Origin of the sequence: Aquimarina rhodophyticola (genome assembly GCF_042434915.1) — a bacterium.
Lineage (GTDB): Bacteria > Bacteroidota > Bacteroidia > Flavobacteriales > Flavobacteriaceae > Aquimarina.
Genome location: NZ_CP170198.1, coordinates 1,997,468 through 2,011,539 on the forward strand (window position 1 = coordinate 1,997,468; position 14,072 = coordinate 2,011,539).

General features: G+C 33.7%; 16 protein-coding genes. 9 read left to right on the forward strand and 7 right to left on the reverse strand.

The window, feature by feature from the left end:
• Positions 1-51 precede the first annotated feature (51 nt).
• Positions 52-1,308 carry a DUF58 domain-containing protein gene (locus ACE939_RS08685; protein ID WP_378184910.1) on the forward strand — a complete coding sequence of 419 codons (1,257 nt, stop codon included), beginning with the start codon at positions 52-54 and terminating at the stop codon, positions 1,306-1,308.
• A gap of 104 nt (positions 1,309-1,412) precedes the next feature.
• Complete coding sequence (locus tag ACE939_RS08690) at positions 1,413-2,366, forward strand: LysR substrate-binding domain-containing protein (protein ID WP_378184912.1); 954 nt, start codon at positions 1,413-1,415, stop codon at positions 2,364-2,366.
• Positions 2,367-2,383: 17 nt separating this feature from the next.
• Here ACE939_RS08690 and ACE939_RS08695 read toward each other — a convergent pair whose 3' ends face one another.
• The 3 genes from ACE939_RS08695 to ACE939_RS08705 all read right to left on the reverse strand — a co-directional run bounded on the left by ACE939_RS08695 (position 2,384) and on the right by ACE939_RS08705 (position 4,048).
• Positions 2,384-2,581 carry a hypothetical protein gene (locus ACE939_RS08695; RefSeq protein WP_378184914.1) on the reverse strand — a complete coding sequence of 66 codons (198 nt, stop codon included), beginning with the start codon at positions 2,579-2,581 and terminating at the stop codon, positions 2,384-2,386.
• 133 nt (positions 2,582-2,714) lie between these two features.
• Positions 2,715-3,515 carry a TIGR00266 family protein gene (locus ACE939_RS08700; protein ID WP_378184916.1) on the reverse strand — a complete coding sequence of 267 codons (801 nt, stop codon included), beginning with the start codon at positions 3,513-3,515 and terminating at the stop codon, positions 2,715-2,717.
• Positions 3,516-3,583: 68 nt separating this feature from the next.
• A complete protein-coding gene (locus ACE939_RS08705) occupies positions 3,584-4,048 on the reverse strand; it encodes a DUF4442 domain-containing protein (RefSeq protein WP_378184918.1) in 465 nt (154 codons plus the stop codon).
• 152 nt (positions 4,049-4,200) lie between these two features.
• Here ACE939_RS08705 and ACE939_RS08710 point away from each other — a divergent pair, with 152 nt between their 5' ends.
• The 6 genes from ACE939_RS08710 (at position 4,201) to ACE939_RS08735 (ending at position 10,223) form a co-directional block, all read left to right on the forward strand.
• Complete coding sequence (locus tag ACE939_RS08710) at positions 4,201-4,653, forward strand: DUF4870 domain-containing protein (protein ID WP_378184920.1); 453 nt, start codon at positions 4,201-4,203, stop codon at positions 4,651-4,653.
• 53 nt (positions 4,654-4,706) lie between these two features.
• Positions 4,707-5,042 carry a PadR family transcriptional regulator gene (locus tag ACE939_RS08715; RefSeq protein ID WP_378184922.1) on the forward strand — a complete coding sequence of 112 codons (336 nt, stop codon included), beginning with the start codon at positions 4,707-4,709 and terminating at the stop codon, positions 5,040-5,042.
• A 1-nt stretch (position 5,043) separates the two neighbouring features.
• On the forward strand, positions 5,044-6,798 hold the full coding sequence (locus ACE939_RS08720) for a PspC domain-containing protein (protein WP_378184924.1): 1,755 nt from the start codon (positions 5,044-5,046) through the stop codon (positions 6,796-6,798).
• Positions 6,799-6,842: 44 nt separating this feature from the next.
• Positions 6,843-7,562 (forward strand): head GIN domain-containing protein, encoded by a 720-nt coding sequence (locus ACE939_RS08725; RefSeq protein ID WP_378184926.1) that lies wholly within the window; start codon positions 6,843-6,845, stop codon positions 7,560-7,562.
• A 102-nt stretch (positions 7,563-7,664) separates the two neighbouring features.
• A complete protein-coding gene (locus ACE939_RS08730; protein ID WP_378184928.1) occupies positions 7,665-9,134 on the forward strand; it encodes a serine hydrolase in 1,470 nt (489 codons plus the stop codon).
• A 219-nt stretch (positions 9,135-9,353) separates the two neighbouring features.
• A complete protein-coding gene (locus ACE939_RS08735; protein WP_378184930.1) occupies positions 9,354-10,223 on the forward strand; it encodes a GIN domain-containing protein in 870 nt (289 codons plus the stop codon).
• A gap of 60 nt (positions 10,224-10,283) precedes the next feature.
• Here the strand turns inward: ACE939_RS08735 and ACE939_RS08740 are convergent, their stop codons facing one another.
• From ACE939_RS08740 to trxB, 4 genes are all read right to left on the reverse strand, one after another.
• A complete protein-coding gene (locus ACE939_RS08740) occupies positions 10,284-10,934 on the reverse strand; it encodes a hypothetical protein (protein ID WP_378184932.1) in 651 nt (216 codons plus the stop codon).
• 9 nt (positions 10,935-10,943) lie between these two features.
• On the reverse strand, positions 10,944-11,186 hold the full coding sequence (locus tag ACE939_RS08745) for a hypothetical protein (RefSeq protein ID WP_378184934.1): 243 nt from the start codon (positions 11,184-11,186) through the stop codon (positions 10,944-10,946).
• Positions 11,187-11,477: 291 nt separating this feature from the next.
• Positions 11,478-11,906 (reverse strand): hypothetical protein, encoded by a 429-nt coding sequence (locus ACE939_RS08750; protein WP_378184936.1) that lies wholly within the window; start codon positions 11,904-11,906, stop codon positions 11,478-11,480.
• 329 nt (positions 11,907-12,235) lie between these two features.
• Positions 12,236-13,204 (reverse strand): thioredoxin-disulfide reductase, encoded by a 969-nt coding sequence (gene trxB, locus ACE939_RS08755; protein WP_378184938.1) that lies wholly within the window; start codon positions 13,202-13,204, stop codon positions 12,236-12,238.
• 181 nt (positions 13,205-13,385) lie between these two features.
• On the opposite strand from trxB, the gene ACE939_RS08760 reads away from it, so the two are divergent.
• Positions 13,386-14,003 carry a trimeric intracellular cation channel family protein gene (locus ACE939_RS08760; RefSeq protein ID WP_378188430.1) on the forward strand — a complete coding sequence of 206 codons (618 nt, stop codon included), beginning with the start codon at positions 13,386-13,388 and terminating at the stop codon, positions 14,001-14,003.
• Positions 14,004-14,072 lie beyond the last annotated feature (69 nt).

Here is a 14,072-nt window from a genome sequence, read left to right on the forward strand (position 1 = left end):
CTCACTAAACGTATATACTACTCGCTAGGATTACTCGCCATTTTGTTCTTTTTGTCCTACTGGATAGCGGTACTTTATCCATTTGTATGGCTACTTACCTTGGGTGGTTTTATTCTTTGTTCACTTGATATTATTGCGCTATATAGAAATAAAAACGGAATCATTGGTTATAGAGAGTTATCAGATAAATTTTCGAATGGTGATATTAATGTTATCAACATCCAAATTAAAAATGCGTATCTATTTGATATTGAAACAGAAATTATAGACGAAATTCCATTTCAATTTCAAAAACGTGATTTTATAAAGCATTGTAGTATAAAATCTATGTCTCAATCTTCAATTACGTATCAACTTAAGCCCGTAACACGAGGTGAATATCGCTTCGGAAAACTCAATATCTACGTATGTACAAAACTGGCATTAGTTAAAAGACGCTACGCATTTGAAGAAGATCATCTTGTCAAAGTTTATCCTTCCTTCATTCAAATGAAAAAATATGACATCTATGCGTTACAAACCAATTCCCATATTTTAGGAGTTCGCAAGACACGACGCCTTGGAAATACGATGGCTTTTGAGCAAATTAAAGAATATGTAGCCGGCGATGATATACGTACTATTAATTGGAAAGCTACTGCAAAACGCGGTGATTTAATGATCAATCAATTTCAAGATGAAAAATCACAACCAATATATTCGATCATAGATACAAGTCGTGTGATGAAAATGCCTTTTGATGAACTATCCTTATTAGACTATGCCATTAATAGTTCGCTCGCATTTTCAAATATAGCTTTACGTAAACAAGATAAAGTGGGACTTTTGATATTTTCTAATCAAATTTCAAGTTTTTTACCTGCTACCAAGAAGCGTAGTCAATTAGACATGGTGTCGGAAACTTTATACAATGTAAAGACCGCTTTTTTGGATGCCGATTACGGAATGTTATATGCACACACCAAAAAGAAAATTTCACGACGTAGTTTACTTTTGTTGTACACAAACTTCGAACATCTTTCAGCATTAGAACGTCAGCTACCTTATTTACGAGCACTTGCAAAAAAACATGTACTTGTTGTTATATTTTTTAAAAACACTACGCTCAATAAATTGACAGATATGCCAATAAAAACAATTTCAGATATTTATGATCAAACCATTGGCGCTCAATTTGTACAAGATAAGCAACAGATGGTAAAAATTTTACGCAAACACGGTATCCAAACTATCCTTACTACTCCTCAAAATTTGACTATGGATACGATTAACAAATATCTAGAAATAAAAGCGAGAGGTATTTTATAAATGAAATGCTACATATAAGCATATAGATAAAATAGATTTTTAAATTTTAATGTATAATTTTTATCAATAGCTTTTGTATCTTCGTTGCGTAAAAGACAATTAAAATGACAATCACTCAATTACGCTACGTACTTGCTGTTGCAGAGCATCAAAATTTTACTAAAGCTGCAGAAAAAACTTTTGTTACGCAACCTACCTTAAGTATGCAAATACAGAAGCTAGAGGACGAACTAGATATTCAAATTTTTGATAGAACCAAGAAACCGATTGCACTTACACAAGTTGGTAAAAAATTAGTACAGCAGGCTCGTAATATTGTTAATGAAAGTGAAAGAATTCAAGATATCGTAGACCAACAAAAAGGCTTTATTGGAGGAGAATTTAAACTGGGAGTAATACCAACAGTAATGCCCACACTGCTACCTATGTTCTTAAATACGTTTATTAAAAAATACCCTAAAATAAAACTTAAAATTGAAGAGCTCAATACCGAAACCATAATTCAACGATTATTAGATGGTCATTTGGATGCAGCTATCGCTGCCACACCTTTAGAGAACATTCAAATTAAAGAGAAAGTACTTTATTACGAACCTTTTGTAGGTTACATTCCATCAACCCATCGTCTTAATCAAAAGTCCAAAATCGATGTTGCAGATTTGGATATTGATGATATGTTATTGCTAGAAGATGGACACTGTTTTAGGGATGGAATTATCAATCTTTGTAAAATTGATAAAAATTACGACGATGATCACTTTCAACTAGAAAGTGGAAGTTTTGAAACCCTTATAAAATTAGCAAATGAGGGGTTAGGCATGACCCTATTGCCATATCTACATACTCTGGATATTAAGGAGAATGAAAAGCAAAATTTACATTATTTTAATGAGCCAAGTCCTGCAAGAGAAGTTAGTTTAATTTTTAATAAAAGTGAATTAAAAATGCAAATTATCGATGTACTTCACAGTACAATAGCTAGTATTATCAAAGGAGCAATAACCTTTCAAAATGTGGCTATTATAAGTCCTTTAGGAAAAGTAAAAAGCGACTCGTAAGTCGCTTTTTTTTATTCTTAGTTTTTTAAATATACCAGACAAGGCTGTAGTTCTGGTCTATTGAGCGCTAGAGATTGAATCCAAATTTTTAATTCGTCGATCTCATGTGGAAGTAAGCGTTTCATTGCTTTGATAACTTCCTTTGTAAATAAATTAACATCAAAACTTACTTTGTCAAGCACAGTTTTGGTGTAATCAAACATTGCTCTAGCCATATATATTAGGGGTTTAAAGTTGTTAGTTTTCCTACTTCTTTTTGTAGGAATTTATTTACGTAATGAACGTTGTTTAAACGAATATAGCGAAATAAAACCAAAATTATTGTTTTTAATCCGTTATTTAACATTGTTAAAATTTATTATCGCCATCTAGGATATCACCTATTCCACCTAAAATACTTCCTTCTCCTCTACTCTTACCTCCTTCTCTTGGCGCCAAGGCTAGTACGCGATTAGCTAATCGACTAAATGGTAGTGATTGTATAAAGACAGTTCCTGGACCTGTTAGTGTTGCAAAGAATAACCCTTCCCCTCCAAAAATGGTGTTTTTAATACCTCCAACAAATTCTATATCATAATTTACTTCTTTACTAAATCCGATAATACATCCTGTATCTACCTTTAGTTGCTCTCCCGCAGCAAGATGTTTTACTGCAGTAGTGCCTCCTGCATGTACAAAGGCCATACCGTCACCTTCTAGCTTTTGCATAATAAACCCTTCTCCCCCAAAGAGTCCGCGTCCTAATTTTCTAGAAAATTCAATACCCACAGACACTCCTTTTGCAGCACATAAAAAAGCATCCTTTTGGCAAACAAATTTACCATGAAACTGATTTAAGTCCACAGGGATTATTTTACCAGGATATGGAGAAGCAAAGCTTACTTTTCGCTTTCCGCTCAATTCATTATAAAATGCAGTCATAAAAAGGCTTTCTCCAGTAAGTAATCTTTTTCCTGCTCCAAAAATTTTCCCAATAAATCCTTGATCTTTTGCAGAGCCATCTCCAAAGATGGTGTCCATTTTAATACCAGCCTCCATCATCATAAAACTTCCAGCTTCTGCAATTACGCCTTCTTGCGGATCTAGTTCTATTTCTACATATTGCATTTCTTCTCCGTGTATGGTATAGTCAATTTCGTGTGCTGTCATCGTATATTATTAATTCGTGAATACTTTACAAATAGGACGCTAACGAGAAAATATTGTTACAACATAATTTATTTTTTAGATCGTTTAACCTTGACAGTCCATTCAAAATCAAATCGAGAAACCTCAAGTCCCTCACTGTTTATTCCGATAGATTTCATCCAAACTGTCTGTCCTTCTCCCGTCTGGATAGCTTTTTCAATCCCATCTTTGATTAAAGAACCATCAATACATTTAAAAATTATCTTACCTGTTGCCTTTTTTGTGAATACAGCTTTATTTTGTGCCACCAACATAGAGATTTGTATATTAGAATCTTTAATATAACCTACTACAAGTGCACCCGTACTAAGCTCTGCAGCCATGCCTTGCACCGCCCAAAACATAGAATTGAAAGGATTTTGATTAATCCACCTATGGGTTACATGTACCGTACATTGTTGCGCATCTATGGATTTAACTCGAACTCCACAAAGCCATGCAGAAGGTAATTTAAAAAGGCTAAAAAGGTTCAGTTTACGTGGTGTGATCGTCATAAATTTCTATTTTAAACACCTAAAATATCCATAAAATATCGAGTGTACAAATAAACCTTAATCTTAAATTTATGTTAAATTATGGTACTATGTTTTGCATAATACCTTTTTTTAAACATATATTTGCATAAGCAACTATTATATCATTCATCATGTCAGACACTAATCACAAAAACATTGCAACTTTTATTCACTTAGGTATTTTTACTAAGTTTTTTATTCCTTTCGGTAATTATATTATCCCGATCTTATTATGGTCTACTAATAAAGACAAATCCGATTTTGTAAATAACCATGGTAAAGAAGCTATTAATTTTCAACTAAGTATTCTCTTATACACTATAATTATGGGAACTCTTTCTTTTCCTTTTTTTGTGTTTAACTTTTTTAAACATATGTCAATTTCCGATATCATGCATGGACACGATTGGCATATTAATTTTGACCATAGTGGAGGCTTATGGATGCTCGCAGGTGCCTCTTTTATTGGCATTATAGCTCTGATAGGCTTCTTTTTAGAAATTATATTTATAATCAATGCCGCAATCAAAGCAAAAAATGGTGAAGTTTATCAATACCCTCTTACTATAAAATTCATCAAATAAATACAATCATCAATCAATCAAAATGAACAGTTTAACTTTTAAAAAATCTCTTTATGAAGATCGAAAACACAAAAGCGCAAATGCGCAAAGGTGTTCTAGAATATTGCATTCTTTCTATACTCAAAGATGACGATGCTTATGTGGCAGAAATTCTTGAAACACTTAAAGATGCAAAAATGCTAGTTGTAGAAGGCACTATCTACCCCTTATTAACCCGACTTAAAAATGCTGGATTACTTAGCTATCGTTGGGAGGAATCTACATCAGGACCACCTAGAAAATACTATGGACTCACAGACACTGGTAAAGTGTTTTTGACAGAACTTAACACAACTTGGAGCGAACTACAGGACGCTGTGAATTTGGTAACCAAACAAAAAAATAAATAAAATGAATAAGACAGTTAATATAAACCTTGCTGGCATATTTTTTCATATTGATGAAGACGCCTATATGAAACTTCAACGGTATCTTGACGCTATAAAACGTTCGTTTACCGATTCACAAGGAAGAGATGAAATCATCGCTGATATTGAAGCCAGAATTGCAGAGCTTTTTAATGAAAAAATTAAAGATGAGCGTCAAGTAATAGGACACAAAGAGGTAGATGCTGTAATAGAAGTTATGGGACAACCTGAGGATTATCAAATTGATGAAGATATTTTTGAAGATGAACCAAAAACGACTGCTCAAGTCAATCCACATCGTTCTAAATCTCTTTTTAGAGACACAACCAACTCCTACGTAGGAGGTGTAAGTAGCGGATTAGGACACTATCTGGCGATAGATCCTGTATGGATTCGATTAGCTTGGATTTTATTTACAATTTTCTCAAGTGGAGGCTTTATTCTTATATATATTGCTTTATGGATTTTTGTCCCCGAAGCAAAAACCACGGCAGATAAGCTGGCGATGAAAGGAAAACCGGTTAACATCAATACCATAGAAAAAAAAATAAAGGAAGGTTTTAATGATGTCGCTGATTCAGTAAAAAACGTAGATTATCAAAAGTATAGTTCAAAGGTTAAGAGTAGTTCTACTTCTTTCTTTGATGCTTTAGGAGATGTACTTATTTTTCTATTCAAAATTGCTATAAAATTTATCGGGGTCTTATTAATGATTGTAGCAGGTGTTACACTTATCAGCTTATTCTTTGGTTTATTTGCAGTAAGTACTTTTGGTCTAATTGATACGCCATTAAACGAGCATTTACAAGTATTAAACCATAGTAATGTTTCGATTTGGTTGATTGCTACCTTTACCTTCTTGGCGGTAGGAATTCCCTTTTTCTTCCTATTTATTTTAGGTTTAAAAATTATGATACCTAATCTAAAATCTATCGGGACAACCGCAAAACTAGGTCTATTAGCGCTTTGGATAATTTCCACAGTGGGATTAGCTGTCATAGGAATTAGACAAGCTACGCTCGAGAACTATACTGCAGAAGTAATTTCAGAAGAGATCATTCTTCCTGTAAGCAAAAGTGATACTCTTCAAATAAAAATGCAGCATAATCGAAGATACATTCGCCACTTATCACACCGTAATGACTATAAGATTCGTAAAGATTCAGAGGGTAATCAGGTTATTGTGTTACAGGATATACGCTTATATGTTAAAGAAAGCAACGATACTACCGCCCGTATGTCAATAGTAAAAAGAGCTGAAGGATTTTCTTATGATAATGCTAGCAATGCAGCCAACGCTTTACTTTATAAATATGAATTTAAAAACAATGTATTAACATTAGATGGTCACGCCTTAACCGCTATTAAAAATAAATACCGTGATCAAGAAATACAAGTAATCCTCACACTACCTCAAAATATCACAATAATAGCCGATAAAAACACTACTAGTTATAACAATTCTTGGAACTATGATGACTATATATCCCTATCGGGTAAAGAGGGGAACTACCTAACTTTAAGTAAAGGTGAGCTTAGTTGTGAAGATTGTCCTGAGAACGATCAAAATGGAGAATGGAAATACAAGGGATGGAATGATGATGAGGCTCAAGAATATGAGTCAAACGAAGATCAAGAGTTCAATCTTAAAATTGACGAAGATGGCCTAGAACTTAATAACGAACCCGTAAAAGTAAAAATTGACGAGAATGGTATAGAAATTAAAACCAAAAATTAAAACAATCAAAAAATCGAACAGTTAAATTTTAAACTAATCACCTTATGACAACTTTAGCCAAAATTTTAGTAACTCTTTGCTTAGCCTTACTTTGCTACTCCTGTAACATTCCGTTCAATGGCGTAAAAGGAACAGGAAGTGTAGTACAAACCGAACGTACGATCGACAAACCGTTTAACCGTGTCAAAGCCAGTAATGGACTTGATATTATACTATCCAAAAATAATGACAATAAAGTTATTATTGAAGCTAATCAAAATTTGCATGAGCTTATAGAAATTTATGTAAAAGACCAAATGCTTATTATTAAAGCAAAAGAAAACATTTATAGTGCCGATCAAAAAAGTGTTTTGGTCTCCTATAAAACATTAAAGGAAATCACTGTAAACAGTGGTGCCAGTATCACTTCAACTCAAGTCATTGAACAACAAAAGATGAAATTAAATGCGACAAGTGGGGCGGATATTGAATTAGAAATCAAGTCAGAATCCTTAACTACTTCGGCCACTAGCGGTGCATTTATAGATATTTCGGGGATGGTGAATTCTCATAAGGTTTCAGCAACCAGCGGAGCTGTTATTAAGGCGCAAGAAGTTCTCAGTTTAATCACAGATGCCAAAGCGACCAGCGGAGCCTCGGTTAAAGTTCATGCTAAAAATGAATTTAAAGGACGTGCCACCAGCGGTGGGAATGTTCGCTATTTTGGAGCTCCAGAAAAAGTTTCAGAAGTTGATAATTCTGGAGGAAATGTAAGTCGTAATTAATTCAAAATCATTGATAATCAATATAGCATATAACTAAGGAATCAAACGTAACTTTCAAAAGTTATACATTGTAAAACTTCATACAAACGTTATCTCTTTAAAATGAAAAGAACGAGCAATTATATAACACGAACCATTGCACTGCCAATAATACTCCTTTTTCTATCCTTTAGTACCGCCATCGCGCAAAACAAAGCTGATAAGATTGATAAATTAATGAAGACCTATCACGAATATGGTCAATTTAACGGATCCATACTAGTCGCAGATAAGGGCGATGTCATATACAGCAAAGGCTTAGGTCTGGCTAACATGGAGTGGGACATTCCTAATGCTTCAGATACTAAACATAGATTGGGTTCGATTACTAAGCAATTTACTGCTGCCTTAATTCTTCAATTTGTAGAGCAAGACAAATTAGACCTGCATACACCTATAACTAAATATCTTAAAAATTATCCTGAAGCTCAGGGTGATAAGATTACCATTCATCATTTACTGACCCATAGCGCTGGGATTCCAAATTATACCAGTTTGGAAACTTTTCAAAACATTTATAGAAATCCGTATACACCAAAGGAATTCTTAACGATGTTTCAGGATTCTATATTAGAATTTGAACCTGGCAAAAAATTTGCATACAGTAACTCTGGTTATTTTTTATTGGGCGTGATTCTGGAAGAGGTTTCGGGAAAATCTTACGAAACTTTATTACATAAGCATATCTTAGCTTCTCTTAAGATGACAGCCACTGGATATGATCATCACGATCGCATTCTTAAAAATAGGGCTACGGGATATGATAAAGAAGGTAAAAAGTACACTAATTCTAAGTATTTAGACATGTCTTTACCGTATGCTGCAGGATCTATGTATTCTACCGTTGAGGACCTGTATACTTGGGATCGTGCTTTATATACAAATAAGGTACTTACACAAAAGTCACGAGATCTCATGTTTACTGCGTATATGCCTACGGGTAGAGCTTCTTATGGATACGGATGGAGTATCGGCAAAGAAAAAGTAGCTAATCGCGATAGCATTACAGTAGTAGAACACGGCGGCGGAATCAATGGCTTCAACACGTTGATATACCGCATACCCGAAGATAATCATGCCATCATTTTATTAAATAACACAGGTAGAATTGAACTATTTGATATGGCCAAGAAGCTTACCAAAATCTTATACGATCAGCCTTTTGAGATGCCAAAACAATCGTTGGCTCTAGCGGTCATGGAGTCTATCAAAGAAGATAATATTGCAAAGGGAATGAAAACTTTTGAAACCTATCAAAATGACAAAAGCTACAATCTCAACGAAAACGAAATGAATCGTGTTGGCTATTATTTTCTTCAGAATAGCAAAACAAAAGAGGCTATTGAAGTTTTTAAAATGAATGTGGCGGCATTCCCAGAATCATCAAATGTCTATGATAGCTTGGGTGAAGCTTACTTTGCCGACAAACAAAATGAACTTGCTCTCAAAAATTACAAAAAATCACTTGAATTAAATCCGGAAAACGAAAATGCTACAAAGTTTATTGAAAAAATAAAGATCCAGAAAAAATAACGCAACCACACTTGACCTGAAACTGGGCAAAAAGGTATCGCAATCCTATCATCTAATAAATGATAGGATTCTTTTTATCATATTTTTCAAAGTCAATCGGTAGGATTACAAACATCATACAAGAATAATTTGTGCTTCTGTAACATAAATTCCCACTGATAGTCTCTTATCTTTGTAATGATGTTATCTATAATAATTATCAAAATGAAAATTCATACTATGAATACGCAGAAAATACTATTCACAATAATGCTATTGGTCTTTGTTGCTGGTACGAGTGTCGCTCAAAAAGAAGAACGGCTTAAAGGAAATAAAATCGTTATGACGGATCTAAAAGAGATTGATGCTTTTCATACACTTAAGATTGAAGATAATTTTGAGGTCAATATTCAAGAAGGATCAGAGAACAGTGTTTCTATTAAAGCTGATAGTAATCTACAAGACGCTATTTTAGTGAATGTTCAAGATAGTATTTTGACAATTAAAACGGATAAGGATATAAGACGTGCTAAATCCTTGCATCTTACTATCACCTACACATCCATTCCAAAACATATCGAATTACGCAATGATGTTAAATTATCGACGGCTGGACTTATTGACGCAAAAAAATTATCCTTACACTTATACAACAATGCAGAAGCCTTTATGTCTGTAACCTCAAATAAATTTGTGGCATATACCTACGGGAAATCTTCTGGAGAATTACATGTCAACGCGAAAGAAATATTTTATCAAATAAATGAAAATTCAGAGATCAAAGGAATCACCACAGCAGATAGTTTAAAAGTAGATTTATATCAAAAAGGATTTAGCAAATTAGAAGGAAAAATTGATAGCGCACTTATTCGTGCTGATAATTCGACAAATTTTAGAGGAGAAAAATTAACTATCAATATGGCTAAACTGATTGCTGAAGGAACTAGCGATTGCTATCTTCTGGTTAACGAAGTTTGTACCATTGAAGCCAAGGATAGTACAGAGGTATATCTTTTGGGCGAACCCAAAGTAAATTTAGAGGTTTTTAGCGGCGAAGCTACACTCTACAAAAAGGGATTAAACTATGCTCCAAGTTTATTGAAGTTATAAAAACCTGAGGCTTGCCAGTAACCTCAGGTTTAGTTTTTACTTACCCGCTTTATATTTGTATTATTGCATTATAGTATTTACATGTCCTGATCCTCCCTGAGCTATGATGAGCGCATTAGAATTTCCATTCTGAGTAATCGTAAGCATATTGTCTGATCCAATTTGAGTAGTCTCTAAACTATTAAAATCCCCATTTTGTGTTAAATACGCATTGTTTTGAGTTCCCAATTGTATGCTAGACATCACATTTCCATCTCCTAGTTGCGTTTGCCCAATAAAGTTATTAGAAAAATATTGCATTCCCTCGTTTTTATCCTGTAGTGCTAACATAGTATTATTATTTCCATTTTGGAATTGAGAAATAGAATTAACTTCAGCTTGAAAATTGATGTTTTGTGATGCTATTACATTATTCCCTGTACCTATCTGAGTTTGCACAATATATCCTTCTTCAATTTTTATTTGATGGATTTCAGCAATGTTATTATTTCCTTCTCGACTTTGTTCTACTTCATTGTATCCATATAAAGATTGATTGTCTATATCCCCCTGAAAAATTTTTGCTGAATTTTCTAAACCTTGTTGTGTCATACTACTTTTCTGATACTCTCCATATTGATAGAACTCTCCAACAGAAGAAACAGAACCACCAGACTGTTCTAATTGAATTTCATTCGAAATCCCGTATTGTTCAGAATTTGCATAATTCACAATACCATTTTATTTAATAAACAATTCGCTACTACCATTCTGGTAGGTACTAGCGTAGTTATTGTTACCTGTCTGAATATGATAAATTGAATTATATGATTCTTGTTCTGCTATAAAAATATCCACTAAGGAAGTATTACCATTCCCCTCCTGATTTAGTTGTATTCCATATACAGCGTCAGTAGTGGAATGTAATGTAACTTCTGCTAAATTATTGTATCCAGTTTGCTTTTGTTGTACTGTTACACTCACTTGATTAAAAAAAGTTCTCAGACTTACTGCTGCAACATTGGTGTTTCCTTTTTGAATTTGTTCAACCGATGCTATAACTCCATTATTTACTGATAGAGCATCGTTACAGTGTCCCTCCTGTTCCTGAATAGTTAAAGATTCTTCAACAAACCCCTCACTATTTTGATATGAATATAAGTTATTTCTATAACCTCTTTGATATTGATCTAGATTATTGTTTGCGCCAAGCTGTTCGGCTATAGCTTTATTTCCTACTACAACACCTTGACTACTTTCTTGAAATTGTCTTGCCTAATTTGCTCTAAATTCCTGAGTTAAACTGGCTGTATTATTATCATATAATTGCGTAGTAACATTATTATTTGCAAAACCTTTTTGTGATACAATAGCTATATTATTATTACTAATTGTCGATACATTACCTTGTTTTATCCATGCAGATTGTGATTCTCCATCCTGAGTTATAGTACCTGCATTAAAACTTCCAAATTGATCAATATCTGCATAACTAAAATTACCTCTTCCCCATTGAAAAATAGTTCCAGAATTATCATGACCAAACTCATATAATTGATTAATTGTAGTATAGGTAGCTCCTTCCTGTTCTATATTAGTTTCGTTATCATAGCCTGACTGGTTGATTTCGATACTGCTCTCAGTTTGTGCAGTTACTATGCTAGCGATTAAACAAATCACTAACGTACTTGTCAACTTTTTCATGTATTTGAATGTTTAAAATTAGTAACGTTATTTCTAGGGGTAGTAAACTCTGAAAAAAGAGTTATTTAACCATCTTAAAACTAACACACTAAATAAATAACTATTCATTTGAATACATAAAATTTTACTAAATGAATGTTGGTTATGAAATTAATGTAAACCTCTACTCTTGTTAATCAAACTTTCAAAAACAGATAAATACCATTTACTTTTTCTTAACTTTAAATCCTACAGTTTTACAGTTTTTGTAAGTTTTTAAAACTAAAAAATGCTAATCTTGGAGGATTAGCAATTTTTATATTTTGAATAAGTTATTGTAAAAAGCTCACTTAAGCTGTCACTTCTTCTCCAGATTCTACCGTTGCAAGATATCGCTCAGCATCCAACGCAGCCATACATCCAGTACCTGCAGCAGTAATTGCCTGACGATACTCTTTATCCTGCACATCTCCAGAAGCAAAAACTCCTGGCACATTGGTTTTGGTGGATTTCCCTTTGGTCAAGATATATCCCGTTTCATCCATATCCAATTTGCCGTTAAATATTTCAGTATTTGGTTTATGACCAATAGCTATAAACAATCCAGTAATAGAAATCTCTTCTTTCTCGCCAGTTTGATTATTTACCATACGCAAACCTTCTACTACCTGCTCACCTAAAACCTCATCAACCTCTGTATTATATAGCACTCTAATATTAGGCGTACTAGTAACTCTGTGTTGCATTGCTTTTGAAGCCCTCATTTGATTTTTTCTAACTAACATTATTACGCTCGCACAAATATTAGAAAGATAAGTAGCTTCCTCGGCTGCAGTATCTCCTGCTCCAACTATGGCGACATCCTGACCTTTGTAAAAGAATCCATCACAAACGGCACAAGCAGAGACTCCCCCACCACGTAAACGTTGTTCACTTGGCAGTCCCAAATATTTTGCAGTAGCTCCAGTTGAAATAATTACGGTTTCTGCTTCAATCTCTTTCGCATTATCAATGGTTACTCTGTGAATTCCCCCTACATCTTTACTAAAATTTACTTCGGTGACCATACCTATTCGAACTTCAGTTCCAAACCGCTCGGCTTGTTGTTGAAGTTGAACCATCATCGTGGGACCATCAATCCCTTCTGGATATCCAGGAAAATTATCCACTTCGGTTGTTGTAGTTAACTGTCCCCCAGGTTCCATCCCTGTATACATAACGGGTTTCATATCTGCGCGAGCAGCATAAATTGCAGCAGTATATCCTGCAGGACCGGATCCTATAATAAGACACTTTACTTTTTCAATAGTTTCTGACATAATCAATTCAATTTACATTGGTAAAAGTAGTAATTCAAGCTAAATACTTACAATAAAGTTATTAAGAATCGTTATAATCTTATAGTTTTATACTATAAATTAATACGCAGAGTTTTATAGGTATTCTTAGTAAATAGTACATTTGTCAAAATTAATAGATCTAATGGTAATAGAACTTACAATATTTGAAATTCTGGATATCCTAGGGACTATGGCATTTACCATATCTGGAGCTTTAAGTGCTATGAACCGTAGACTTGATCTGTTTGGTATTTTTATAATAGCTTTTGTAACCTCGGTTGGGGGTGGTACGGTAAGAGATGTTCTCATAGGTCAAACACCAGTAATATGGATGCAAAATACTACTACTATTTATTTAATAAGTTTTGTTACATTCTTAGCTATACTTTTTAGAAATAAACTTGACTACTTAAAAAAATCAGTTTTCCTATTTGACACAATTGGACTTGGTATTTTCACTATTACGGGTGTAGAAACGGGAATTAATGCTGGTTTGGACCCGATAGTATCTGTTGCACTAGGAACCATTACGGGATGTTTTGGCGGTGTCATTCGGGATATTTTGTGTAATGAAATTCCTGTTATTTTTAGAAAAGAAATTTATGCCACAGTAACTATTTTAGGAGGTATTTGTTTTATGTTTATGTACAGTATTGGTTTGGATATGACTTTGACCTATATTGCAACAACACTTCTTATCATTGTGATTCGTCTTTTGGTAGTCACCTATCAAATAACATCGCCATCATTTACTGTAAAAAACCCGAATATCGACTAAATTATTTATAAATCAGTAACTTAACCCCATATATCTAAAAAATTATCTAGATTTAACCCCAAATTACAT